The sequence below is a fragment of the Acidaminococcus hominis genome (assembly GCF_022484025.1).
Taxonomy (GTDB): domain Bacteria; phylum Bacillota; class Negativicutes; order Acidaminococcales; family Acidaminococcaceae; genus Acidaminococcus; species Acidaminococcus hominis.
The window spans coordinates 1499289-1523970 of the sequence record NZ_JAKVMG010000001.1 but is presented as its reverse complement, the minus strand read 5'-3'; the positions used below and the strand labels follow the sequence as shown (position 1 = coordinate 1523970).

Below are 24682 nucleotides of genomic sequence, written 5' to 3'. Positions count from 1 at the left end.
GGCAATTACTTGTCGGCAGCCAGAATGTTGTCGACGATTTCGTCCAGTGCTGTCCGGCTTTCCGGGCTGATATTGTCCAGGGGAGAGCCGTTGTCTTCGGCAGCCACCACCATAGGGTCGATGGGAATCTGACCCAGGAAAGGCAGGCCTTTTTCGGCAGCCAGGTCCTTGCCGCCGCCAGATTTGAAAATATCCACTTTCTGGTGGCAGTGGGGGCAGATAAAGCCGCTCATATTTTCAATAATGCCCCGTACCGGGATGTGGGCCAGTTCACAGAAGCTCAGGGATTTGCGCACGTCGGCCAGCGCCACCTTTTGGGGGGTGGTCACGATGACGGCCTGGGCGTCGGTGATGGTTTGGATTACGGTTAAAGGTTCATCGCCGGTGCCGGGAGGGCAGTCGATGATCAGGTAATCCAAAGGATCCCAGCGGGTATCGGACATGAATTGGCGGATAGCGCCAATTTTCATGGGTCCTCTCCAAATCAGGGCATCATCGGAATTGGCCAAAAAGCCCTGGGCGGACAGAAATTCCAGATTATCGTTGTAATGGAAGGGCAGGAGCTGGTCCCCCAGTACCTGTACCCGGGCCTTGTCAAAGCCCAGCATGGTGGCAATACTGGGGCCGTGGAGATCCACGTCCATAAGTCCTACCTTATATCCCCGTTCTGCCAGAATCAGGGCCAGATCCACGGACACGGTGCTTTTGCCCACGCCGCCTTTGCCGCTCATGACAACCAGTTTATGTTTTACCTGCGCAAGAAAATCTGCAATGGCAATATCCTGTTCGTTGACCTTCGGTTTAGAAGCACAACCGGAGCAGGCGGAACCGGATTTGCTGCAGCCGCTGCATTCACTCATGGGAAAACCTCCTTATAGGGTTGAAATTTAAAAATTAGTGGTTTATAGCTCATTATAAGGAAAAAAAGGACTGAATGCAAATAAGTTACACTTTCTTCCTTACTTGCCCAGAGAAAAGTGTGTATAATACAAGCATAGCAAATGAAAGGGTGATCTTAGATGCAATATGGATGGAAACGGGCGGCTGCCATCGCCCTGGTGCTGGCAGTCTGCGCTGGTCCTGCCTATGCGGCAGAACACAATAAATTGGCGGACGGGGAACTGTTTGTTTCCGAAGAAATGAATGCCACGGGAAAAGTACTGTACCAAACCACGGTGGATGTTTCCAAATGGGACCATGACAGCGAAAAAGCCATTCCCGGCTTTGTAGCCACGGCTTTTGATACGGACGTAATCAGCCAGATCAATTCCGACGAACTGCCGGGGGTGAAAAAAATCTCCAGCGCTGAAGAACAGATCAAGGCTGCCCAGCAAAAATACAGCGGCAAGGGCTACGAACATTCCCTGGTGCTGTACGCTTCCATGGCCACCCAGGGCCAGAACGGCCAGCTGACCATTTCCAAGGTGGAACGGTTTGGCCGGCTTATCAATGTAACCGTAGCAGTGAACGATCCTACCGGTGCCCAAACTGCCGGGGAAGCCATTACCCAGGACAGTGTAGTAGCCATTCCTCTGAAGAAGCTGCCCCAGTTCGGCAATCTGCGAATCCGCTTTGTGGACGCTACGGGTCATGGTCTGGCCGATATGGATGCGGCACTCCAGCGCTAAGGTGTTTCAGGGTTAACAGTTATCTGAACGATTTAATAAAATTTACCGTTATTGTTGACGAATTGTGTAACTGGCGGTAAAATTGAACCATTCCATAACAAAAGGCGGTGTCACCATGATCAGCTCCCGAATGCTTTCTCAACATGCATATGGGTTTACCTACGGCCAGAGCTATTATTTTAGCTTTGGTTACTTTGGCTGCCCAAAATTGCATGCAGGAACCTTCGTAAAGCGAGCGCAGCGGTTGGCTGAATAAGCCGCCGGGTCAGGACGGACCGTAGAAGCAGACTCCTTGCGAGTCTGCTTTTTTTGTTGCTATGGAAAGCGCGCAAAATAACGAAAAGGGCAGGAGGGCAGGAAAGCAGGAGAATTATACGAAGTACAGCAGGAAGGTTTTGCGGGACGGCAGTAAGGCAGTGCAGAAAAGTAACGTAGGAAATGTAGGAAAGTAGTGTAGGAAAGCAGTACAGAAGACGCAAAAAGCAGCGCAGGCAGGGCAGAGGGGCCCGCTTGCAAGGCAGCAAAGGGGGCTGGGCAGCGGCCCACCCCAAACCGTGTAGGAAAGCAGCAAAGGAGGATTCATTATGATTATTGTTATGAAAGCAGGAGTACCCCGGGAAGCCATTGAAGAATTGAAGGAAAGTTTGGAGCAACAGGGCTTCACCATCCACGAAAGTATAGGGGTCAGCCAGGAGGTTATGGGCATTGTAGGGGATACCAGCGTGCTGGATCCAGAGCAGTTCCTGGTGCACCCTTGGGTGGAAAAGGCTATGCGGGTGCAGGAGCCCTTCAAACGTGCCAACCGGCTGTTCCATCCGGAGGATTCTGTCATTGATGTGTCCGGGGTTCCGGTGGGCGGCAAAAAGCTGGCGGTGATTGCCGGTCCCTGCTCTGTAGAAGGCAAGGAACAGATGGAAACCATTGCAGCTTCCGTGAAAAAAAGCGGGGCGGTGATGCTTCGGGGCGGTGCTTTTAAGCCCCGTACTTCTCCGTACTCCTTCCAGGGCCTGGCGGAAAAGGGCCTGGAACTGATCCGGGCCGCTGGGGACAGCCAGCACCTGCCCATTGTGACGGAAATCATGTCCGCCGACAAGATTCCGGAATTCGTGGACCAGGTGGACCTGATTCAGGTAGGTGCCCGGAATATGCAGAATTTCACCCTGTTAAAGGAGCTGGGCAAGCTCAATAAGCCCATTCTTTTGAAGCGGGGCCTGGCCGCCACCATTGAGGAATGGCTCATGTCCGCCGAATACATTATGTCCGAAGGCAACGAGAACGTGATTTTGTGTGAACGGGGCATCCGGACCTTTGAAACCTACACCCGGAATACCCTGGATCTCAGTGCCGTGCTGGCGGTGAAAAAACTCAGCCATCTGCCGGTGATTGTAGACCCCAGCCATGCGGCCGGGAAAGCCTGGATGGTGCCCCAGCTGGCCAAAGCGGCCATTGCTGCCGGTGCCGACGGTCTGATTATTGAAGTCCATAACGATCCCAAACACGCCTGGTGCGATGGGGCCCAAAGCCTGACCCCGGACATCTTTGCCCAGCTGATGGACGACCTAAGGGTACTGGCCCCGGTGCTGGGCCGGGAACTGTAGACAAAATTCCTTGAGAACCCAGGCTGGAGCCGCAAAAGGGTACAAAATAAGAAAAATTTCTAAAACCATCTTGCACAATTGGTTCCAGCCCGCTACCATGGTAGAGTGAGGCCCAAAGGGCAACCCCGCTGCAAATTTGGCGGCTGGAGCCTGGGGCCTGGCTGACGCAAATTTGATGCCCCGCCTAGGCGGGTCTATAGGAGAGGAATTTCATGAAAAATCTACAGGAAACCGTATTTGCCATTGTGGGCCTGGGGCTGATTGGCGGCTCTTACGCCAAAGCCCTGCGGGGCCAAAAGGTCCAGAAAATCTTAGGGCTGGATACCAATCCCATTGTGACCCTGATGGCCAAGGACGAAGGCTATATTACGGATAATATCGACGAATGCCCGGAACGGCTCAAGGAAGCGGACGTGATTGTCTGCGCCATGTACCCAGGGGCCTTCGTTCCCTTTGTCAAAGAGCATGTAAAGGACTTTAAACCGGACGTGCTGCTCACCGATGTGATGGGTATCAAGGGGGACCTCCCCGACCAGGTAGACGCACTGCTGGGACCGAACATGGACTTTGTGCCCACCCACCCCATGGCAGGCCGGGAAGGGAAGGGCTACAGCCAAAGCACCTCCCTGATTTTCCCGGGGTCCAACTTCATCATCATCAAACGGGACAACAACCGGCCCGAGTACGTCAAATGGCTGACGGACATGGCCTATGAGCTGGGCTGCGGCCGGGTGGTGGAGCTCACCGGCCCGGAACACGACAGCATCATTGCCTACACCAGCGACCTGCCCCATATTATGGCGGTTTCCCTGGTGAACAGCGATTCCATGCAGGAAGATACCAAGCAGTTTGTGGCCGGTTCCTTCCGGGATGCTACCCGGGTGGCAGATATCAACGCCAGCCTGTGGAGCGACCTATTCCTGCTGAACCGGGACAAGGTGGTAGTGGAAATCAACCGGCTGGAGGAGCAGCTGGAACATTGGAAGACGGCCCTTCAGGTCGGCGATAAAGACGAACTGGAACTGATGATGAACCGGGCCAAGAAAAGAAGAAGGGATATGTTCTATGGAAAGAATCAGCGTTAGCCTGGGTAAGGACAGCTACGATATCGAAATAGAACCCGGTTCCTTTGCCCATTTTGGCTGGCGGATTCGGCAGCTGTCCCAGGCGGACAAGGCAGCCATCATCACCGATTCCCACGTGGATCCCCTGTATGGGGCCCAGCTGGAACAGGAGCTGACGGAACAGGGCTTTGCAGTCCGCCGGCTGGTGATGCCCGCCGGAGAAGACCACAAGAACCTGGAAACCTACGGTCAGCTGCTCCGGGGCTGCGCCGCTTTTGGCCTGGACCGGAAGGACCTGGTTATCACCCTGGGCGGGGGCGTGCCCGGAGATTTGGGGGGCTTTGTAGCCGCCAGTTTCCTTAGGGGCATTCCCTTTATCCAGATTCCCACCACCCTGCTGTCCCAAATTGACAGCTCCGTAGGGGGCAAGGTGGCGGTGGACCTGCCGGAAGGCAAGAATTTGGCCGGTGCCTTCTACCAGCCCAAGGCCGTGCTCATTGACCCGGAGCTTTTGGGCACCCTGCCCGTCCGATTCCTTCACGACGGCCTGGCGGAGGTCATCAAATGCGCCGCTATCGGGGATGCGAACCTGTTTGCCCAGCTGGAAACCTGGCAGGGGGACGCAGAAATTCTTTCCCACGTAACGGAAATCATTTCCGCCTGCATCCGCCTGAAAATCCAGGTGGTGGAGCAGGACGAACGGGACGAAGGTGCCCGGATGGTGCTCAATTTTGGCCATACCATGGGCCATGCAGTGGAACGGAAGTACCACTACGAGAAATATACCCACGGAGAAGGGGTGGCCCTGGGCATGGTTCGGATTACCCAAAACTCCGAGCGGCTGGGACTGACAGAACCGGGCACGGCCCGGCGGCTGGAAACCCTGCTGCAAAAGGTGCCCCTTGCTACCAGGGATTCCATTTCCCTGGAGGACATCCTGACCGGGGTGACCATGGACAAAAAGAAACGGGGCAATACCCTTACCTTGGTGCTGGTGCCCAAAATCGGCACCTCACTGCTCAAAAAAGTGGAACTGGGCCAACTGGCCAATTATTTTAGAGGTGAAGCATGACAACATTACGGATTACCCCCCAAAGTCTTACCGGTACCCTCCGGATTCCTTCTTCCAAAAGCATGGGCCATCGGGCCCTGATTTGCGCTGCCCTGGCCGGCGGCCGCAGCCAGGTGGAAGAAATCAGCCTGTCCCGGGATATTCTGGCCACCTGTGACTGTCTGCGGCAGCTGGGCGCAGCCATTAGCCAGCGGCAGCAGGCGGACGGCCGGACGGCTTTTACCGTGGACGGGGGCCGTCCCCAGCAGGCGGGAAAGGTGTTGGACTGCGGGGAATCCGGCTCCACCCTGCGCTTTCTCATTCCCCTGGCCGCCCTGTGTGACCAGCCCTTTACTTTTATCGGTTCCGGGAAACTGGGGGACCGTCCGTTAACCCCTTACGAGGACATTTTCCAAAAACAGGGGCTGCGCTTTGAGAAGGGGGAGGGGAGCAATTTTCCCTTGACCGTTCAGGGGCCGCTAAAGCCCGGAGAGTACACCCTGCCGGGCTCTGTCAGCAGCCAGTTCATTTCGGGCCTCCTATTTGCCCTGCCCCTGCTGCCTGGACCCTCCCGGCTGACCATTACCGGCAAGCTGGAATCCCAGAGCTACATTGCCCTGACCCTGTCCGCCCTGCAAAAGTACGGCATTGTGGTCCGGCACAAGGACTACCGGGAATACGAAATTCCCGGCAGCCAGCACTACCAGCCTCAGGAAGGGGCGGTGGAAGGGGACTATTCCCAGGCAGCCTTCTGGCTCACTGCTGGAATGCTGGGCAGAACCATTTCCGTTGCAGGTATGGACCCGGACTCCCTTCAGGGGGACAAGGCCATTATCTCCATTCTCCAGCGGATGGGGGGCCAGGTAACCTTTGAAAACGGCGTTCTGGTCAGCCGGCCTTCCGTCAGCCAGGGAACCGTCATTGATGCGGCGGACTGCCCGGACATTGTGCCCATTCTTTCTGTGGCCGCAGCCCTGAGTCAGGGCCACACGGACATCATTCATGCTGAACGGCTGCGGATCAAGGAATGTGACCGGCTGGAGGCCATGGCCACGGAACTCACCAAACTGGGCGCCCGGATTACCCAGCGGCCTGACGGCCTGTCCATTGACGGGGTGGAAGCCCTGACCGGCGGCACGGTGGACTGCTGGAACGACCACCGGATTGCCATGAGCCTGGCCATTGCCTCTATTCAATGCCAGGGGACGGTTACCCTGGTGGGAGCAGAATGCGTAAAGAAATCGTATCCCGACTTTTGGCGGGATTTCCAAAACTTAGGAGGACAGTATGAGCAGTGTAATGGGTGAGCGGATTAAACTGACGATTTTCGGGGAATCCCACGGACCGTCCATCGGCGTGGTCATTGACGGCCTGCCCGCCGGCCTGAAGCTGGATTGGGAGCTGATTGAACGGGAAATGAAGCGCCGGGCTCCCGGCCAGAATCCCCTGGCTACCCACCGGAAGGAAAGCGATGCCGTCAGCGTGGAAAGCGGCCTGTTTGAAGGTCGGACCACGGGCATGGCCCTGTGCGCCCGGATTCCCAACAGCAACCAGCATTCTAAGGATTACAGCCTGCTGAAGGAAGTCATGCGGCCGGGCCACGGGGACTTTCCCGGCTATGTGAAATTTCACGGCTGCAACGACTACCGGGGCGGTGGCAGTTTCTCCGGCCGTCTGACAGCTCCCCTGGTGTTTGCCGGCGCTGTGGCGAAGCAGCTGCTGGCCCAAATCGGCGTTACGGTTGGCGCCCACATTGCCAGCCTGGCAGGAATCACCGACCGGCCCTTTTCCCCGCTGGGAGAAACCCCGGAAACCCTGACGCACCTGGGCGACAACTACCTGGCTCTCCTGGACGAAAGCAAGCGGGAACCCATGGAACAGGCCATTGCCGCTGCCCGGGCGGACAAGGATTCCGTAGGGGGCACCATTGCCTGTATGGCTGTGGGCGTACCGGTGGGCTGGGGAGAACCCTATTTTGACTCCGTGGAAAGCCGGCTGTCCCATGCCCTGTTCTCTATTCCCGCCATCAAAGGCGTGGCCTTTGGGGACGGCTTTGCCCTGGCAGGTATGCGGGGCAGCGAGGCCAACGACCCCATGGTGCTGGAAGGCGGGGAAGTCCGCTGCCTGACCAACCACAACGGGGGCGTATTGGGCGGCATTTCCAACGGCATGCCCATTTTCTTCCAGGTGGTGGTAAAACCCACCCCCTCCATCAGCAAGCCACAGCAGACTGTGAACGTGGTGCGCCAGGAAGAAACCACCCTGGAGGTCCACGGCCGTCACGATCCCTGCATCGTTCCCCGGGCCCTGCCGGTGGTGGAAGCCGTTACCGCCTGGACGCTGCTGGACCTGTACTATCTATCCCAAAGGGGCTGATTTTATGGCAACAAAAGCAATTCCCGTAGGCTACCAGGGGGTTCCTGGTGCCTACAGTCATATGGCCCTGCTCCAGTATTTCCAGGGCCAGGAGGTTCAGGCAGAAAATTTCATGCTGTTTGAGGATGTGGTTCAGGCCGTGGCAGAGGGCAAAGTCCGCTACGGCGTGCTGCCCATTGAAAACTCCTCCACCGGCGGCATTACCGACGTGTACGACCTGGCCCGGCGCTACAGCATTTTCATTGTGGGAGAAAAAATCCTGAAGATTGAACACTGCCTGCTGGCCTATCCGGGTACCTGCCTGGAAAATATTACGGAAGTCTATTCCCATCCCCAGGGCTTCTCCCAGTGCAGCCTGTTTTTTAAGGAGCACCCGGCCATGCGTCAGTTCAACTATTTCAATACGGCTAAGGCCGCAGAACTGGTGGCGGAAAAGAAGGACCCTCACATGGCAGCCGTGGCCGGCGTTCAGGCGGCGGACCAGTACGGGCTGGAAATCCTGGCCCGGGGGATCAATACCAACAAAAGCAATTATACCCGCTTCATTATCATCAGCAGAGAGCAGGAACTGGTGCCTGAGGCGGACAAGATTACGCTGATTGTCAGCTTGAAGCACCAGCCCGGTTCCCTGTACCGGCTGCTGGCCCATTTTGCCCAGCAGAATATCAACATGACCAACATCGAGTCCCGGCCGTATCCCGGCCGGCCTTGGGAATACTATTTCCATATGGACATTACCGGCCATCTGACGGATCCGGCGGTCCAGGAAGCCCTGCAGCAGCTGCCGGAGGATACCACGGAATGCAAGATTCTGGGGAACTACCCGGCGGACCATGGAAAGGAAGCGTGACTATGAAATTGGGATTATTGGGACGGGTTTTGGGGCACAGCCTCAGCCCGGAAATTCATACAAAAATTTTCCAGGCACTGGGAATTTCCGGTACCTATGACCTGGTGGAGCTGGAACCGGAACAGGTGGGGCCTTTTCTTACCCAAGAGACTCCGGCCTACAACGGCTGCAATGTGACCATTCCCTACAAGGAAACGGTGCTGCCGTATCTTACAGAAATCAGCCCGGAGGCGGAAAAGATTGGAGCCTCCAATACCCTTTTCTTTACAGATGGGGGAGTAAAAGGCTATAATACAGATTATCACGGGTTTGACCAGATGCTTCAGGCCTACGATATTCCCCTTGCCGGGAAAAACGTTACGGTACTGGGCAACGGCGGTGCGGCCAAGGCCGTGCTGCAGGTGGTGGCGGACCGGAAAGCGGCCCAAATCACCATTTTAGTCCGCAGCCGGGAAAAAGCCCAAAACAGCCTGTCCCGTTTCCTGAAGGCCCAGCCGGAAACCCAGCTGAAACTGTACACGGAACTGGAAGACCTGCCCGGGGGCGACGTGATCATCAACACCACCCCTATTGGCATGTACCCCAAAACCGGGGTCAGCCCGGTGCCCGCGTCCTTTGTAGGAAAGTTCGGGGCCGCCGTGGATATTATCTACAATCCGGCCGTGACCCAATTTCTGGCCGATGCAGCCGCCGCAGGGGCCAAAACCTGCAACGGACTCCACATGCTGGTGGGCCAGGCCGTGGCTGCGGAAGAAATTTGGCTGCAAAAAAAATTACCGGCAGAATTGGTGCCGCAAATCGTAAAACAGCTGGAGGAAAATTTTAAATGAGTAATATTGTCCTGATTGGCATGCCGGGCGCCGGCAAAACCACCATTGGACGGAAACTGCACAAACTTCTGGACCGCCCGGTCCTGGATTCCGACGACCAGGTGATCAAGGAAACCGGCCGCAGCGTGAAAGACCTGTTCCAGGAAGGGGAGGACGTATTCCGGGCGGCGGAAACGGCGGCCATCAAGACCCTGTCAGAAATGGACGGCATCATCATCTCCTGCGGCGGCGGAGTGGTCAAGCGGCCGGAAAACATTGCGTATTTGCAGCAAAACGGCAAGATTTTTTTCCTGAACCGGGATCTGGAAGCCATTGCCGGTTCGGTGGACAAGACTTCCCGGCCCCTGCTCAATTCCGCAGAGGACCGGCTGACGCAGCTGTATCGGGAACGTATGCCCCTGTATCTCAAATACAGTGACTACGCCATTCCTGTAAATGAAGATTTTGACCAAACGGCCGCCCAGATTGTGCGGCTGATCAAGGAGCTGGGATTATGAAAATATTGGTGCTAAACGGACCCAATATCAACCTGTTGGGCATTCGGGAAAAGGAAATGTACGGCCATGACGATTACGTGGCCCTGTGTCAGTACATCCAAAGCACGGCCCATGAACTGGGCATTACCGTGGATGTGCAGCAGACCAACAGCGAAGGGGAAATGGTGACCCTGATCCAGGAAGCCCTGGATGTGTACGACGGACTGGTCATCAACCCCAGCGCCTACGCCTGCTACAGCGTAGCTATCCTGGATGCGTTAAAGGGCGTGGGACTGCCTTCGGTGGAGGTTCACCTGACCAATGTGTATAAACGGGAAACCTACCGGCAGCATCTGGTAACCGCCGCCGGCAGTGTAGGCACTATCTGCGGTCTGGGCTTCCAGGGCTACGGCCTTGCCCTGCGCTACCTGGTGGACTATATTGCCGCCCGTTAAGCGCCAGTGAAAAACGCATACAAAAGGAAATGAAATGGCCCCTGGCATGTTGCCGGGGGCTTGTTTTGTGCAGGGAGGGGCTGCCTTGCAGTTTCTTGACTGCACCACCTAAGAGCTGATTTAACATAATGCTTCCATTTTTTATACCAACTTTACTAAAAGTTCTTACCTTCTTACCTTTCAAAATCATAAGGTAAGAACTGGAAACCCGCATCAGTCCTTGCTCTGCGCTATTTTTCTTACCTTCTTACCTATTTTTATACAGCCCCATATATATATATATATATATATATTAATTAACGATAGACGGGTATTTTATTTTTTTTATTTTTCTCTTTATATATCTATATGTAGGTAAGAAAGGTAAGAAGGTAAGAACAGGAGCCGCAAACCCAGTGTCTATGCGGGTTCTGAGATTTCAAATTTTCTTACCTGGTTCTTACCTTTTTTTGCAAGGTAAGAACTTTTTAGGAGGGCTGTGGGGTCAGCAGGCTATAGGCGATGGCCTGGCACGCTGGACACCAGGAAAACGGACATAAAAAAGGGGGGTGAAAAATGGCTTGTGAACTAGTTTGAGTTCGCAAGCCATTTTTTGTTCGTTATAGCCGTATCTAATAAACTTCCTCAGTCAGTCCTGCGGACTGACAGCCCCTCCACGCTTGGATGGGCCGGCCTTAGGCCCATACTGGTCGTGTGCTGAACGAGTATTGAAATGAAATCTCGGTATGTAAATATTAGCACTACGCTTCTCTGTCACTTGACCAGTAGAGGTCTAGAACGCTTCCTGCAAGCGTTGCGTTCGCGTCCAAACATCGCCATAAGTTATCCAAAAGATGTTTGGAATACGCGAGCCATGTGATAGCGGCCTGCAAAGCAAGTCCGTAGGACGCAGCTGAGCAGCTAGCCGCGAACCACTGTAGGAAGTGTCGCCGTAGGCGACGATAGAAGTTTTATTTTTTCACAGCCCCTGTTTTTTATGCTGTCAGCTATTGGCCGTTTCCTGCTTAGGCAGCTTTTCCACGTAAATGCTGGTGCTGGGGAAGGCGGCGGAGGTGCCGGTTTCGTCCATGAGTTTCATGAGTTCCAGGTTCAGTCGTTCCTGGACTTTCATGAAGTCGTTGTAGCTGGTCAGGCGGCTGTAGCAGATGATGGTGATGTTCAAACTGCTGGCGGCCATTTCGGAAAAGGCTACGGTCATATCGTCCTGGAAAATATCCGGGTCGTTTTTCAGGTAGTTGGTGATTTTTTCCACCAGGGCCTGCATTTGTTCCACAGTGCTGTCGTAGGTAACGCCCAGGGTCATGTTGATTCTTCTGCGGTCCCGGTTGGTGAAGTTCTGGATGGGGGTGTTGATGATCAGGGAATTGGGGATGTACACCAGGGCTTTGCCGAAGGTCCGGACGTTGGTGCTGCGGAAGGAAATGGATTCCACAATGCCTTCCACGTCATTGCAGATGATCCAGTCCCCAATGTGGAAGGGCTGGTCCATGAGAATTACCAGGCAGGCGAAAAAGTTGGCCAGGGAATCCTTGGCGGCCAGGGAAACGGCCAAGCCGCCGATGGACAGGCCGGCGATGAAACCGCTGATGTTGAAGCCCCAGGTGCTCAGCACGCTGGCTACCAGGAAGAAGATAATCAGCAGGTGGAAGAAGGAGGACAGGATGCCGCTAATGGCGGGGTCCACCTTCCGGCCTTTTTTGCTGATGAAGTAGTTGAAGAAAAAGTTGGTGCTGCGGCTCAGGTTGTAGACCACCCAGTAGAAGACGGTAATCATTACTGAGGAGAGCAGGTTCCGGGCAATGGAGGTGGAGGCCAAGGCACCCCAGGGGGAAGCCGCCAGGGCGGTATAAAGGCCAAAGGCCAGAATGGCCAGCCGGCCGGGCCGGTACACGGCGGAAGCAATGCTGGCATCGGCGTCCACCGGCAGTTTGTCCAGGATAAAGCGGATGAGCTTTTCACTGACAATCCGGAAACCAATATAGAAAAAAGCCGTAAAAGCCAGGGCGATGCAGCAGGGCACCCAGGCCATAATATCATCGTATAAGATCATAGGGACCTCCTTTGGGGCAGGGGATGTAGCACAAAGTATAGTCTGATTGTACCATTGGAAGCCGTCCCAGTGCAAGAAAACAGGACGGAGGCAGGCTTGGTATGGTATAATCGGAGGCAGTGAAAACTTGTTGAACAAAACTGGAGGAATCCCCATGTCGTTACGTACAGACGCAGAAAAAATCATGCAGAGCGCCATTACCGCATCCCTGCCCGATACCGCAGTGGAAAAGGCCCTGCAGCATAAGGAATTTGGCAAAGGAAAAATTGTGCTGGTGGCCATTGGCAAGGCTGCCTGGCAAATGGCCAAAACGGCCAACTATATTTTAGAAGGCAAAATTTCCCAGGGCATTGTCATTACCAAATACGGCCACTCCAAGGGCGAGCTGCCGCCTTTGGAAATCTGGGAAGCCGGTCACCCGGTGCTGGACGAAAATTCCCTGAAGGCGACGGAGCGGGCCATTGACCTGGTGTCCGGCCTGACTGCGGAAGATACGGTACTGTTTCTCATCAGCGGCGGGGGTTCCGCCCTGTTTGAAAAGCCTTTGATTCCCTTAAAGGAACTCCAGGCCATTACCTCGGACCTATTGGCCAGCGGGGCGGACATTGTGTCCATGAACACCGTCCGCAAGCGCCTCAGTGCCGTCAAGGGCGGGAAGTTTGCCCAGCTGTGCGCACCGGCCAAGGTGTACGCCATTGTGCTCTCCGACATTATCGGGGATCCTCTGGATATGATTGCGTCCGGTCCGGCTTATCCCGATACCAGCACCAGTGAGCAGGCCCTGGAGGTCATCCGGAAATACAAGATTATGGTGTCCCCAGAAGCAGCCGCTGCCCTCCAGCAGGAAACGCCTAAAGCGCTGGATAACGTGGAAACCATCATTACCGGCAGCGTTACGGAACTGGCTGCAGCCGGCAAAGCGGCGGCAGAAGCCCTGGGCTACGAAACCCTGGTGCTGACCACCAGCCTGGCCTGTCAGGCCAAAGAAGCCGGCAGTTTCCTGGGGGCCATTGCCCGGGAGTACGCCGGCAAGGGCAAAAAACTGGCCTTTATGGCCGGTGGGGAAACGGTGGTGCATCTCCACGGCCGGGGCAAGGGCGGCCGGAACCAGGAATTGGCCCTGTCCGCCGGAGAAGGCATCAGCGGCCTTACAAACGCAGCAGTATTTTCCTTTGGCAGCGATGGCACCGACGGTCCCACGGACGCAGCTGGGGGCTACGCCGACGGCAGTACCAAAACGAAGCTTCTGGAGCAGGGGATTACCATTCCTGGGGTCCTGGAGCAGAATGACGCCTACCATGCCCTGGAAAAGACGGGCGGTCTTCTGATTACGGGGGCCACGGGCACCAATGTGAATGACTTGGCAGTCCTGCTGCTTGACGAAAAACTCTGATGTATAATTAAAATTAATGAAAGGACCCAGTTTGGGGCAGTTTGACTGTCCATCACTGGGTCCTTTTTGTCAACTTGGGCGAAGCAGGGGCTTATTTCTTTTTCACTTCGTCCAGGTATTGGCCGATGATTTTTACGGCGCAGTACTCTCCGCACATGGAGCAGTATTCTTCGGAATCCTTATTCTTGGCTTTCCGGAAGGCTTTGGCCTTCACCGGGTCAATGGCCAGACGGATCTGTTCGTCCCAGTCCAGCACCTTCCGGGCCTTGGCCATGGCCAGGTCCTGGGCTACGGCAGAGGGCAGGCCCTTGGCTACGTCTGCGGCATGGCCGGCAATCCGGGCGGCAATGACCCCTTCCCGGACGTCATTGATATCCGGCAGGCCCAGGTGTTCTGCCGGGGTGACGTAGCACAGGAAATCGGCACCGCTGACGGCGGCCAGGGTGCCCCCAATGGCGGAGGTAATATGGTCGTAGCCTGGGGCAATGTCCGTTACCAGTGGACCAAGCACGTAGAAGGGTGCTCCGTGGCACAGGCGCTTTTCCAGCTGCATATTGGTGGCAATCTGGTTAAAGGGAACGTGGCCCGGGCCTTCTACCATGACCTGGACGCCCTTGTCCCAGGCCCGCTGGGTCAGGCCGCCCAGGTTCAGCAGTTCCTGAATCTGGGACCGGTCGGTGGCGTCCGCCAGGCAGCCCGGCCGCAGGCCGTCGCCCAAGCTGATGGTCACATCGTAGCGGGCGCAGATGTCCAGGATTTCGTCGTAGTATTCGTAGAAGGGGTTCTCCTTGCCGTTGTGGAGCATCCACCCGGAAATAAAGGAGCCGCCCCGGCTGACAATGTCCATGACCCGGCCTTCGGCAATCAGGGTATCCAGCACCTGGCGGGTAATGCCGCAGTGCATGGTCATAAAGTCCGCCCCGTCCTTGGCCTGCTTTTCCACCACGTCAAAGATATCGTCCTTGGTCATGTTAATGACCTGGCCGTGGGTGGTAATGGCGTGGACCGTGGCCTGGTAAATGGGCACAGTGCCCACCATTACCGTGGAATGCTCCAGAATGGCCCGGCGGGAGGCGTCAATGTTGTCCCCAGTGGACAAATCCATGACCGCATCGGCGCCGGCGTCGATGGCGGCTTTCAGCTTGTCCAGTTCCGGTGCCGGATCCGGGTAGGCGGAAGAGGTTCCGATATTTGCGTTAACCTTGGTGGACAGCCCTTCGCCCACGCCCCGGGCCACCAGGCCCCGGTGGTTGATATTGGCCGGAATGGCGATGGTGCCCTTGGCTACCCGGTCCCGGATAAGGCTGGCCTCCAGCCCTTCCTGCTGGGCTACGGCCTGCATCTGTTCGGTGATGATTCCCTGTAATGCTGCTTGTCTCTGCGTCTTCATGACGACTCCTCCTTGGATAAAAAAGGGCCGCTTCCCTTTGCGGAAAGCGGCCGAAAAAACGGAGTCTACCACTTTCCTTCGGCGGTACTAACCGCATCAGGTTCAAAGGGTCGACCGTTTTGGTCTCTCAGCGAATGCGCCCCTAGTGATGGAGCTAGTTTAACAAAAAAATGAAAAGAATGCAACAAAAATTTTGGAGTGTTAAATTATTCAATAGGTGACAGTATTCAGTAAATTGTATGCAAAATAGGAAAAATTTATTTGTGCTTCTGGAGAATTTGCGTTATACTATTTACGACTAGGGGGACTATGGAAGTCTTATTATCGTAGTCATTATCTCTTAGAAAGAGGGGCTTATAACAATGAAAAAAATGAAGACAATGGATGGTAACACCGCTGCCGCGTATACTTCTTACGCTTTTAGTGATGTTGCAGCGATCTACCCCATTACTCCTTCTTCTCCGATGGCAGAAGTGAGTGATGAATGGGCTTCCCATGGGAAAACGAACATGTTCGGACGCCCGGTAGAAATCATGGAAATGCAATCTGAAGCTGGTGCTGCTGGTGCTGTGCACGGTTCTCTGGCTGCAGGTGCTTTGACCACGACCTATACCGCTTCCCAAGGTTTGCTGTTGATGATCCCCAACATGTACAAAATTGCCGGCGAATTGCTGCCCGCTGTATTCCAGGTAGCTGCCAGAGCTCTGGCCACCAGCTCTTTGAACATTTTCGGCGATCACAGTGACGTTATGGCTTGCCGTCAAACGGGCTTTGCCCTGCTGGCTGAAAGCAGCGTACAAGAAGTTATGGACATGTCTGCTGTTGCTCACCTGTCCGCCATCAAAGGCCATGTACCTTTCCTGAACTTCTTTGACGGTTTCCGTACCTCTCACGAAATCCAAAAGATTGAACTGCTGGACTACGAAGATCTGAAGAAACTGGTTGACTACGATGAACTGAAGAAATTCCGTGACCATGCTCTGAACCCGGACAACCCTGTTATCCGCGGCACTGCACAAAATCCGGATATCTACTTCCAGACTCGTGAAGCTGTAAACCAATATTACGAAGCACTGCCTGCTATCGTTGAAGAGTACATGGGCAAGATCAGCGAACTGACTGGCCGTGACTACAAACTGTTCAACTATACCGGTGCTCCCGATGCTGAAAACGTTGTTGTTATGATGGGCTCCGGCGCTCAGACTGCTGAAGAAGTAGCCAAGCTGCTGGTTTCCCAAGGCGAAAAGGTCGGCGTTCTGAACGTTCACCTGTATCGTCCGTTCTCCGCTAAACACTTCCTGGCTGCTATGCCTAAGACTGTAAAACGCATTGCAGTTTTGGACCGCACCAAAGAAGCTGGCTCCAACGGCGAACCTCTGTACCTGGATGTTCGTGACATTTACTACAACGAAGCCGTTAAACCTCTGATCGTTGGCGGCCGTTATGGTCTGGGTTCCAAGGAATTCTATCCTGGCGATGCCCTGGCTGTATTTGATAACCTGAAGAAGGCTGAACCCAAGAACCACTTCACCGTAGGCATTGTGGACGATGTAACCAACACCTCCCTGCCGAAAGAACACGTTCTGGATATCACCCCGAAAGGCACCACCTCCTGCATGTTCTGGGGCCTGGGTTCCGATGGTACCGTAGGTGCCAACAAGAGCGCTATCAAAATCATCGGCGACAAGACCGATATGTACGCTCAAGGCTACTTCTCCTACGACTCCAAGAAATCCGGCGGTATTACCGTATCCCATCTGCGTTTCGGTCATACCCCCATCAATATGCCTTTCCTGATCAACTTCGCTGACTACGTAGCTGTTCATAACTCCTCCTACGTTCGCCGCTACAATGTAGCTGCTGGCCTGAAGGATGGCGGTACTTTCCTGCTGAACTGCCCTTGGTCCGCTGAAGAACTGAACAAGGAACTGCCTGGCCAGCTGAAACGCTACCTGGCTGCTCACCACATCAACTTCTACACCATTGACGCTGTGAAGATTGCTTCCGAAATCGGTCTGGGTGGTCGTATCAACATGATCATGCAATCCGCTTTCTTCAAACTGACCGGTATCATCCCTGTTGAAGATGCTGTGAAATACCTGAAGGAATCCATCGTTCACTCCTATGGCAAGAAAGGCCAGAAGGTGGTTGACATGAACAATGCTGCCGTTGACAAAGGTGTTGACGCCATTGTGAAGATCGATGTTCCTGCTGACTGGGCTAACTGCGCTGACGAAGAACTGTATCCGAAGACCGGCAACAAGTTCGTTGACGAAGTTATGGTTCCCATGAACAAACAAGAAGGCCATGACCTGCCCATCAGCAAACTGATGGATCAAGCAGATGGTACGTTCCCCTCCGGCACTGCTGCTTATGAAAAACGCGGCGTAGCCATCAACGTTCCTGAATGGCAAATCGATAAATGTATCCAATGCAACCAATGCTCCATTATGTGCCCTCACGCTGCCATCCGTCCTGTACTGATGACTGAAGAAGAAAAGAATGCTTCTGGCGTAGACGCTAAACCGGCTCTGGGTGCAAAAGGTATGTACTTCCGCATCGCAGTATCCCCGATGGACTGCCAAGGCTGCAGCAACTGTATCGATGCCTGCCCCGCTCCGGGCAAAGCACTGGTTGCTAAACCCTTCGCTACCCAGGAACATCTGAAAGATGCTTGGACCTACTTCACCACCAAGGTATCCCACAAGGATAACCCCATGAACAAGTACACCGTAAAAGGCAGCCAGTTCGAACAACCGCTGCTGGAGTTCTCCGGTGCCTGCGCAGGCTGCGGCGAAACCCCGTATGCCAAACTGGTTACCCAGCTGTTCGGCGATCGCATGATGATTGCCAACGCTACCGGCTGCTCCTCCATTTGGGGTGCATCTGCTCCTGCAATGCCTTACACCAAGAACTACAAGGGTCATGGTCCTGCTTGGGCTAACTCCCTGTTCGAAGACAACGCTGAATACGGCTTGGGCATGTACCTGGGCGTAAAAGCTGTCCGCGATCGTCTGGCTGAAAACATGACCGCTGCTGCTGCAGGCAACGTTAGCGCTGACCTGAAAGCTGCTCTGGAAGATTGGGTAGCCAACAAAGAAAACGGCGAAGGCTCTCGTGAACGCGCAGAAAAACTGACCGCACTGCTGGAAGCTGAAAAAGCTGGCAATGCTGATCTGGAACATCTGTACGCCAACAAACAGTTCTTCGTAAAACGTTCTCAATGGATCTTCGGCGGCGACGGCTGGGCCTATGATATCGGTTACGGCGGTTTGGACCACGTACTGGCATCTGGCGATGATGTAAACATCATGGTATTCGATACCGAAGTTTACTCCAACACCGGCGGTCAATCCTCCAAGTCCACTCCTGAAGCTGCAGTTGCCAAGTTCGCTGCCAGCGGCAAGAGAACCAAGAAAAAGGATCTGGGCATGATGGCCATGAGCTATGGCTATGTATATGTTGCCCAAATCAACATGGGTTACGACAAGAACCAGGCTCTGAAGGCCATTAAGGAAGCTGAAGCTTACCATGGTCCTTCCCTGATCATCTGCTACTCTCCTTGCATCAACCACGGCATCAAGAGAGGCATGCAGCACTCCTTCCAAGAAGCCAAGGCTGCTGTTGACAGCGGATACTGGGTAAACTTCCGTTACAACCCTGAACTGAAAGAAGAAGGCAAGAAGAGCTTCTTCCTGGACAGCAAGGCTCCTACCGAAGATTTCGAAACCTTCCTGAAGGGCGAAGTTCGGTACGCTTCCCTGGTCAAGACCTTCCCGGATATTGCGGAAAGCCTGTTTGCCAAGACGAAGAAAGACGCCGAAGAACGTCTGGAAAACTACAAAAAACTGGATGCTGCAGAATAACTGACGCATTCCCTGAGAAGCTGTGCCTCTGGCACAGCTTCTCTTTTTTTGCGTTTATTTGGTACGAATCAGGCCTCTGAGGGAATATGGACAAATTTGCAAAGTCACTTAAAAAAAAGGAAAATACTGCGAAAAAAATTTTACGGAATTTTTTCTAAAGTTTACAATAAAAAACTGTCTTGATAACTTAAATGCATACAGCAATTTTGCGTTTTGCAGCGAAAAATATCCAGAAAATCCGTGACAGGTTTGTGAAAATATTACAATATTGAGATGGATGTACGAATTGGCCCCTAAGAATTGCTAAAACCAGGAAAATTCTCCTTTTAGTCAGAATAGACAAATATGTAAAGTATGGTGCAATTTCACGGAAATTGCTAGCTTGAACGAACTAGATGTGATAGAATTTAGGCGTGTAAAGCTTTACACAAACGTTACTCATTTTTTACTTTAGTACCGCAAACAGACTATAGCGGAGGAGATCATCTTGGTTCACTTTTTTCTATTTTTAGGTGGTATTTCTTTATTCCTTTACGGTATGTCGCTGATGGGCGATGGGCTGCAAAAGGCAGCTGGCGCCAAGCTTCAGAAAATCCTGGGCGCACTGACCCGCAGAACCATTTACGGCGTAGCCTTGGGCGCTGGCGTTACAGCCGTGCTCCAGTCTTCCAGTGCCACAACGGTTATGGTTGTTGGTCTGGTAAACGCCGGCCTGATGAATTTGGAACAAGCCTTTGGGATTGTTATGGGGGCCAACATTGGTACCACCATGACCGCCCAGTTGATTGCCTTTAAGTTAACTGATTATATTACCCTGATTCTGGCCATCGGTTTCCTGATGCAGGCCGTGTGCAAAAAACGCCAGCTGAAACATCTGGGTTCCGTACTCCTGGGTTTTGGTATCCTGATGCTGGGTATGGCCATGATGGGGGATGCAGTAACTCCCCTGCGGCAGCATAAGGCCGTGATTGACTTCCTGGGCCGCTTTACCACCCATCCGCTGCTGGGCCTGGCCGTTGGTCTTTGCATGACCCTGGTGATCCAGTCCTCCTCCGCTACCATCGGTATTTTGATGGCTATGGCCAGCCAGGGCCTGATTCCCCTGGAAGGCGCCATCCCCGTCCTGTTGGGCGATAACATTGGTACCTGTATTACCGCCGTACTGGCAACGGTACAGGCCGGCCTGAACGCTAAGCGTGTGGCTTGCTCCCATGTTATGTTCAACCTGATTGGGTCCATTATTGCTATGACCTTCCTGCCCCAGTTCATCCATTTGGTGCTGCATATTTCTCCAGCAGGGGATATTGCCCGGCAGATTGCTAACGCCCACACCTGCTTCAACGTGGTGAACACCATTTTGTTCCTGCCCTTTGCCGGCAAGTTCACCCAGCTGATCAAGAAGCTGATGCCTGGGGACGAAACCGAAATCAACTACCAGCCCAAGTATCTGGACCGGAACGTATTAAATACCCCGGCCATTGCCCTGGAACTTTCCACCAAGGAAGTTGCCCGGATGGGCGACCTGGCCTTGGAAAATATCCACAAAGCCTTCGAAGCCGTAGACAAATACGACAAGAAGAAAGTGGAATTTGTCCTGGATCATGAACCGGTGGTGGACAGCCTGGAAGAAGCCATTACGGTGTATCTGACCAAAATGTCCGAAACCAACATGAGCAAGGAAATGTCCACGGTCCATACGGGCCTGCTCCATGCCTGCAGCGATATTGAACGTATTGGTGACCATGCGGAAACCATTGCCAAGCGGGTTCGCAGCATGAACGAAGACGGCACCCACTTCTCTGCCCAAGCCAATGCGGAAATGAAGGAGCTGGAAGTCCTGGTAGAAGGGGCAGCCACCAAGGCCATCAAAGCCCTGGAAACCCACGACCAGGAACTGGCCAAGGCTTCTCTGGACCTGTCCCATCAGGTATCCGCCAAGCAGAAAGCCATGAGAAAGAGCCACGTAGAACGTCTGAACAAAGGCATCTGCACTCCGGAAACTGGCTTTGTGATGTTGGAATTATTGCTGAACATGAAACGGGTCAGCGACCACGCCAAAAACATTGCCCAACTGGTCATGGGCGAGTTCTAAAGAATATTGTGAGAGGAGCTGCTGCGGCAGCTCCTTTTTTGTTGTTCATTATAGCCATAGCCGGATTCAAACCTCAAAACTGCTGTGCTGATTAAACTTCTATCGTCGCCTTGCGGCGACACTTCCTACACGCTTGCAGGAAGCGTTCTATGCCGCTACTGGTCAAGTAATAGACTAGGGTTAGTGCAGGTATTTACGAACTATGCTGCTTTGCTACACACGTTTAGCACACGACCAGTATAGGCCTAAGACCGGCCCCTTCAAGCGTTGCGCTCACATCCAAGAGCATGTCAGTTTATCAAAATGCTCTTGGCTAATGTGAGCCATGTGATAGCAGCCCAAGAAGCAAGCCCGCAGGGCGCGGCTGATTGGAGCGCTGCGAACCACTAAGGAGCTGTCAGTCAGCATGGCTGACTGAGGAAGTTTTTTTCAACCCCCTTTTTTCTTCGGAAAAATCCATTGCAGCGGCTGCGGGGAAAGCTTATAATGGACGTCAGAGTGTATAAAATGTTACAGGGAGTATAAGTATGAACATTACGGTTTATTTGGGCTCCAGCAAGGGAAATCATCCCTGCTATGAGCAATTTGCCAAGGAGCTGGGTACCTATTTGGCCCAGAACGGTCATACCCTGGTGTACGGGGGCAGCCGCACCGGTCTTATGGGCATACTGGCAGAAACAGTGCTGGCCCAGGGCGGACGGGTGGTAGGTGTAGAAACCCGGTTCTTTGTAGAGAAGGAAATGCAGCAGCCCGGTCTCAGCCGGCTGTTGATCACTAAAACCATGGCGGAACGGAAAGCCAAAATGCTGGAGCTGGGAGATGTGTTCCTGGCGTTTCCCGGGGGTGTGGGTACCCTGGAAGAAATCAGCGAGGTGATGGCCAAGCAAAAGCTGGGGTTGATCACCAAGCCCTTTGCCTTTTTGGACGTGAACGGCTTTTACCAGCCGCTGAAGGCTGCCTTGCAGCAAATGGTCCAGGAAGGCTTCCTGGGGGAAGATTGGTTCCAGGACGTGCCCTTTTTAAGCACGCTGGAGCAGGTGGCCCAGTTTATTGCCCAGGCCGCACCGCTGGTGGCCGAGTGAAAAATAGTAAAAAATGCAACAAAAGGTATTGACAAAACTGCTCATATCCAGTAAAATCTAATCATGTTTTGCGGAAGTAGCTCAGTGGTAGAGCACCACCTTGCCAAGGTGGGGGTCGCGAGTTCGAATCTCGTTTTCCGCTCCATGTAAAAGTCAGCCACTGTGCCAGGGGTTCCTGGACAGTGGTTTTTTTGTGGGAAAAAGCGCCTAATAGTTGAGAAAACAGTGGTTCTATTGTATGATAAAATAGAATAATTAGCGGCAGAGGGGGAAACAAGCATGGAAGAGATTGCAGTAGCATTGGCAGCCGATGAACGGTATGCCCAGCATGGGGCGGTGACTTGTGCCTCCATTCTGCTTCAGCACCGGGAAGGTCTCCCTGTGCATTTTTATTTTCTCAGTGACGGGATCTCGGAAGAACAGGAGTCCGGCATTGCTGCAACGGTAACAAACCTGGGGGGAATCATTACCTTCATTCCTACAGGAAATATAAAAATCGAGGCCCATACCAGCGGCCATGTGAACCGGGCTGCCTATCTGCGGCTGCTGCTGGATCAGCTGCTGCCGGCTTCCGTAACCAAGGTCATCTATCTGGATACGGACCTGCTGGTCCTGGACGATATTGAAAAGCTCTGGAATACGCCTTTGGGAGGCCATCCCCTGGCGGCGGTGCCCGATTTGGGCATCTTGTGCTCCAAGCGGATGGTGAAGCAAAAAGAAGTGACCTTGGGCCTTAAGGCTGGGGATCCCTATTTCAATTCCGGGGTCATGGTCCTTGACCTGGCCGCCTGGCGCCAGCACCACTATGGCCAGCAGGTGCTGGAAAAGGTGGAGCAGGGGGCCTACCGGCATCACGACCAGGACGGTTTGAACCTGGTGTTTCAGGGCAAATGGATGCCCCTGCCCCTGCGCTGGAATGTGATTCCTCCGGTGTTTACCCTGCCGCTGAAGGTACTCAGCAGCGGCCAATGGAAAACCTCGGCCATCCGGGCAGCGGAAAACCCGGCGGTATTCCACTGGGCCGGCCGGTATAAACCCTGGGAATTTGCCCGGGACGGAGCCTTTAACGAAAAATATTATGACGTGCTGGCCAAAACTGCCTTTGCGGATGCCCCCATGCCCCAGCCCAGCAAGGATATGAAGGGTAAGTCCATCTTGCGGCAGGAGCTGCGGATGAAGCTGGCGGGAGTTTGGAGCAAGCTATTGTAATGGGAAAATCTGTGGTAATGGGGAGCAAAGCGTGAAAGCATTAATTACTAGAGAATCATTTATAACTGTCTGTGTAAATTTGTTTTTGTTATTTGTGTGCTGTACCAAATGGAATGCAGGGTTTAGCATCAGTGCGGGACTGGTAATTGCGGGTATTCTGTATTGCTTGGCTAAAAAAGAGAAATTTACCCTGCCGCCTAAAGCATTTTTGATGCCATACCTATGCTTTTTAGGTACCGTGACCTTGGCCTCGTTTCTTACCGGAGATCCTGGCTCCATCCGGACGGCCCGGAATTTTATTGCCTATTCCCTGCCGGTCTGGGTGACCTATTTCGCCTTGCAGAAGGTGGCTTCTTTGTGGGACGCTACCCAGTGGGGACTTTTGGGAGGCAGCTGGGTGCTGGCGTATTACCCTATGAAAGCTATTACAGATGGTCACCTGTATGAACGACTAAGAGGACCTTTTGCTGCATACAATCATATGGGCATGACTTTAGAAGCACTGTTGCCTTTTTTATATCTGACAGCCCTTCATCATTGGTATACCAAAAGAGGCTCAGCAAGAATTCTTTATACACTGCTATTTGGCGGTACAGCACTGTTTATGACGGTAGCCCTGCTTATGAGCCAATCTAGAGGTGCTATTGCCGGCTTTTTTGTTGGGCTTATGGTCGTATTTCTGTATTCTATTTTTAATAGAAAAACTACATGGAAAATGCCTAGTCGAATCGTTATCTTTGTTGTGCTTTTAAGTGTGTGTGCAACAAGTTTTTTTGCGATTTCTAGGCGCTATCAAGTCCGTTCTTATGACCATGAACGAGTACTGCTGCTCCATTCTGCCTACCATATGTGGCAGGACCACAAGGTGTATGGGGTGGGCTTTGACCGTTGGAATGAGGTATACCGGGCCCATTATATTCTGCCCGGAGCTCATGAGCCGACACTGACTTTACCGCACAACGATATTGCTAATTTCTTTTCTGGCACAGGTACGCTGGGTGGAATTGGCTATTTGGCTTTTTTGGCAAGCAATATATTATTACTACTGTATGTAATGAAAAAACAACCAGAAAATCTCTTTCCTTATGGAATGCTGTGGTATTGCATCGGATTACTTCTTATTCATGGGATGGTGGACAACACTTTTTATGCAAAATATGAATTACATTTGTATTTTGCTTTTTGGGGCATTGCCTTAGGCAGTAAAGCGCAAAGTGAAAAGAATTGAGCATTGTTATATATGCTGGAAGAATCAGATGCAGAGGAGAAATT

Annotated in this window: 19 protein-coding genes, 1 tRNA gene and 1 riboswitch; of the genes, 17 read left to right on the top strand and 3 right to left on the bottom strand. The window is 53.4% G+C overall.

Features of this window, described 5'->3' with window-relative positions; translation table 11 throughout:
• Positions 1-5: 5 nt before the first annotated feature.
• Positions 6-860 carry an Mrp/NBP35 family ATP-binding protein gene (locus LKE88_RS06675; RefSeq protein WP_105326207.1) on the bottom strand — a complete coding sequence of 285 codons (855 nt, stop codon included), beginning with the start codon at positions 858-860 and terminating at the stop codon, positions 6-8.
• A 159-nt stretch (positions 861-1019) separates the two neighbouring features.
• Between LKE88_RS06675 and LKE88_RS06670 the strand changes: the two genes are divergently transcribed.
• The 10 genes from LKE88_RS06670 (at position 1020) to LKE88_RS06625 (ending at position 10328) form a co-directional block, all read left to right on the top strand.
• The gene (locus LKE88_RS06670) at positions 1020-1628 is read left to right on the top strand and encodes a hypothetical protein (RefSeq protein ID WP_105326206.1); all 609 of its coding nucleotides are present in this window, start codon (positions 1020-1022) and stop codon (positions 1626-1628) included.
• 584 nt (positions 1629-2212) lie between these two features.
• Positions 2213-3226, top strand: coding sequence for a 3-deoxy-7-phosphoheptulonate synthase (gene aroF, locus LKE88_RS06665; protein ID WP_105326205.1), 1014 nt, complete (start codon positions 2213-2215; stop codon positions 3224-3226).
• Between the two features lie 212 nt (positions 3227-3438).
• A complete protein-coding gene (locus tag LKE88_RS06660) occupies positions 3439-4311 on the top strand; it encodes a prephenate dehydrogenase (RefSeq protein WP_105326204.1) in 873 nt (290 codons plus the stop codon).
• The gene (gene aroB, locus LKE88_RS06655) at positions 4292-5362 is read left to right on the top strand and encodes a 3-dehydroquinate synthase (protein WP_105326203.1); all 1071 of its coding nucleotides are present in this window, start codon (positions 4292-4294) and stop codon (positions 5360-5362) included. The genes LKE88_RS06660 and aroB overlap by 20 nt, the downstream gene beginning before the upstream one ends.
• A complete protein-coding gene (gene aroA, locus LKE88_RS06650; RefSeq protein WP_105326202.1) occupies positions 5359-6648 on the top strand; it encodes a 3-phosphoshikimate 1-carboxyvinyltransferase in 1290 nt (429 codons plus the stop codon). The genes aroB and aroA overlap by 4 nt, the downstream gene beginning before the upstream one ends.
• Positions 6629-7717, top strand: a complete 1089-nt coding sequence (aroC, locus tag LKE88_RS06645; RefSeq protein WP_105326201.1) for a chorismate synthase — start codon at positions 6629-6631, stop codon at positions 7715-7717. The genes aroA and aroC overlap by 20 nt, the downstream gene beginning before the upstream one ends.
• 4 nt (positions 7718-7721) lie before the next feature.
• Entirely contained in the window at positions 7722-8567 is an 846-nt protein-coding gene (pheA, locus tag LKE88_RS06640) for a prephenate dehydratase (protein WP_276803096.1), read from the top strand.
• 2 nt (positions 8568-8569) lie between these two features.
• Positions 8570-9397, top strand: coding sequence for a shikimate dehydrogenase family protein (locus LKE88_RS06635; protein WP_160101832.1), 828 nt, complete (start codon positions 8570-8572; stop codon positions 9395-9397).
• Positions 9394-9894, top strand: coding sequence for a shikimate kinase (locus LKE88_RS06630; protein WP_105326198.1), 501 nt, complete (start codon positions 9394-9396; stop codon positions 9892-9894). Before LKE88_RS06635 ends, LKE88_RS06630 begins: the two co-directional genes overlap by 4 nt.
• On the top strand, positions 9891-10328 hold the full coding sequence (locus tag LKE88_RS06625; protein WP_105326197.1) for a type II 3-dehydroquinate dehydratase: 438 nt from the start codon (positions 9891-9893) through the stop codon (positions 10326-10328). Before LKE88_RS06630 ends, LKE88_RS06625 begins: the two co-directional genes overlap by 4 nt.
• A gap of 982 nt (positions 10329-11310) precedes the next feature.
• Here the strand turns inward: LKE88_RS06625 and LKE88_RS06620 are convergent.
• A complete protein-coding gene (locus LKE88_RS06620) occupies positions 11311-12378 on the bottom strand; it encodes a mechanosensitive ion channel family protein (RefSeq protein ID WP_105326196.1) in 1068 nt (355 codons plus the stop codon).
• Positions 12379-12532: 154 nt separating this feature from the next.
• Here LKE88_RS06620 and LKE88_RS06615 point away from each other — a divergent pair, with 154 nt between their 5' ends.
• Positions 12533-13771 (top strand): glycerate kinase type-2 family protein, encoded by a 1239-nt coding sequence (locus LKE88_RS06615; protein ID WP_105326195.1) that lies wholly within the window; start codon positions 12533-12535, stop codon positions 13769-13771.
• Positions 13772-13862: 91 nt separating this feature from the next.
• Here the strand turns inward: LKE88_RS06615 and thiC are convergent, their stop codons facing one another.
• Positions 13863-15161 carry a phosphomethylpyrimidine synthase ThiC gene (gene thiC, locus LKE88_RS06610; protein WP_105326194.1) on the bottom strand — a complete coding sequence of 433 codons (1299 nt, stop codon included), beginning with the start codon at positions 15159-15161 and terminating at the stop codon, positions 13863-13865.
• Between the two features lie 56 nt (positions 15162-15217).
• Positions 15218-15315, bottom strand: a riboswitch (TPP riboswitch).
• A gap of 208 nt (positions 15316-15523) precedes the next feature.
• On the opposite strand from thiC, the gene nifJ reads away from it, so the two are divergent.
• From nifJ to LKE88_RS06580, 6 genes are all read left to right on the top strand, one after another.
• A complete protein-coding gene (nifJ, locus tag LKE88_RS06605) occupies positions 15524-19027 on the top strand; it encodes a pyruvate:ferredoxin (flavodoxin) oxidoreductase (RefSeq protein WP_276803092.1) in 3504 nt (1167 codons plus the stop codon).
• A gap of 487 nt (positions 19028-19514) precedes the next feature.
• Positions 19515-21119: a Na/Pi cotransporter family protein gene (locus LKE88_RS06600; RefSeq protein ID WP_231086038.1), complete on the top strand. Its 1605-nt coding sequence runs from the start codon at positions 19515-19517 to the stop codon at positions 21117-21119.
• Between the two features lie 527 nt (positions 21120-21646).
• On the top strand, positions 21647-22201 hold the full coding sequence (locus LKE88_RS06595) for an LOG family protein (protein ID WP_105326191.1): 555 nt from the start codon (positions 21647-21649) through the stop codon (positions 22199-22201).
• Positions 22202-22271: 70 nt separating this feature from the next.
• Positions 22272-22346: transfer RNA gene (locus LKE88_RS06590), tRNA-Gly, on the top strand.
• Positions 22347-22480: 134 nt separating this feature from the next.
• Complete coding sequence (locus tag LKE88_RS06585) at positions 22481-23410, top strand: glycosyltransferase family 8 protein (protein WP_276803090.1); 930 nt, start codon at positions 22481-22483, stop codon at positions 23408-23410.
• A 31-nt stretch (positions 23411-23441) separates the two neighbouring features.
• Positions 23442-24638 carry an O-antigen ligase family protein gene (locus tag LKE88_RS06580; RefSeq protein ID WP_276803088.1) on the top strand — a complete coding sequence of 399 codons (1197 nt, stop codon included), beginning with the start codon at positions 23442-23444 and terminating at the stop codon, positions 24636-24638.
• Positions 24639-24682: the final 44 nt, after the last annotated feature.

Bases quoted from the DNA above. Each gene is read 5' to 3' on its own strand.
- LKE88_RS06675 (WP_105326207.1), bottom strand. From the start codon at position 860: ATGAGTGAATGCAGCGGCTGCAGCAAATCCGGTTCCGCCTGCTCCGGT.
- LKE88_RS06670 (WP_105326206.1), top strand. From the start codon at position 1,020: ATGCAATATGGATGGAAACGGGCGGCTGCCATCGCCCTGGTGCTGGCA.
- aroF (WP_105326205.1), top strand. From the start codon at position 2,213: ATGATTATTGTTATGAAAGCAGGAGTACCCCGGGAAGCCATTGAAGAA.
- LKE88_RS06660 (WP_105326204.1), top strand. From the start codon at position 3,439: ATGAAAAATCTACAGGAAACCGTATTTGCCATTGTGGGCCTGGGGCTG.
- aroB (WP_105326203.1), top strand. From the start codon at position 4,292: ATGGAAAGAATCAGCGTTAGCCTGGGTAAGGACAGCTACGATATCGAA.
- aroA (WP_105326202.1), top strand. From the start codon at position 5,359: ATGACAACATTACGGATTACCCCCCAAAGTCTTACCGGTACCCTCCGG.
- aroC (WP_105326201.1), top strand. From the start codon at position 6,629: ATGAGCAGTGTAATGGGTGAGCGGATTAAACTGACGATTTTCGGGGAA.
- pheA (WP_276803096.1), top strand. From the start codon at position 7,722: ATGGCAACAAAAGCAATTCCCGTAGGCTACCAGGGGGTTCCTGGTGCC.
- LKE88_RS06635 (WP_160101832.1), top strand. From the start codon at position 8,570: ATGAAATTGGGATTATTGGGACGGGTTTTGGGGCACAGCCTCAGCCCG.
- LKE88_RS06630 (WP_105326198.1), top strand. From the start codon at position 9,394: ATGAGTAATATTGTCCTGATTGGCATGCCGGGCGCCGGCAAAACCACC.
- LKE88_RS06625 (WP_105326197.1), top strand. From the start codon at position 9,891: ATGAAAATATTGGTGCTAAACGGACCCAATATCAACCTGTTGGGCATT.
- LKE88_RS06620 (WP_105326196.1), bottom strand. From the start codon at position 12,378: ATGATCTTATACGATGATATTATGGCCTGGGTGCCCTGCTGCATCGCC.
- LKE88_RS06615 (WP_105326195.1), top strand. From the start codon at position 12,533: ATGTCGTTACGTACAGACGCAGAAAAAATCATGCAGAGCGCCATTACC.
- thiC (WP_105326194.1), bottom strand. From the start codon at position 15,161: ATGAAGACGCAGAGACAAGCAGCATTACAGGGAATCATCACCGAACAG.
- nifJ (WP_276803092.1), top strand. From the start codon at position 15,524: ATGAAAAAAATGAAGACAATGGATGGTAACACCGCTGCCGCGTATACT.
- LKE88_RS06595 (WP_105326191.1), top strand. From the start codon at position 21,647: ATGAACATTACGGTTTATTTGGGCTCCAGCAAGGGAAATCATCCCTGC.
- LKE88_RS06585 (WP_276803090.1), top strand. From the start codon at position 22,481: ATGGAAGAGATTGCAGTAGCATTGGCAGCCGATGAACGGTATGCCCAG.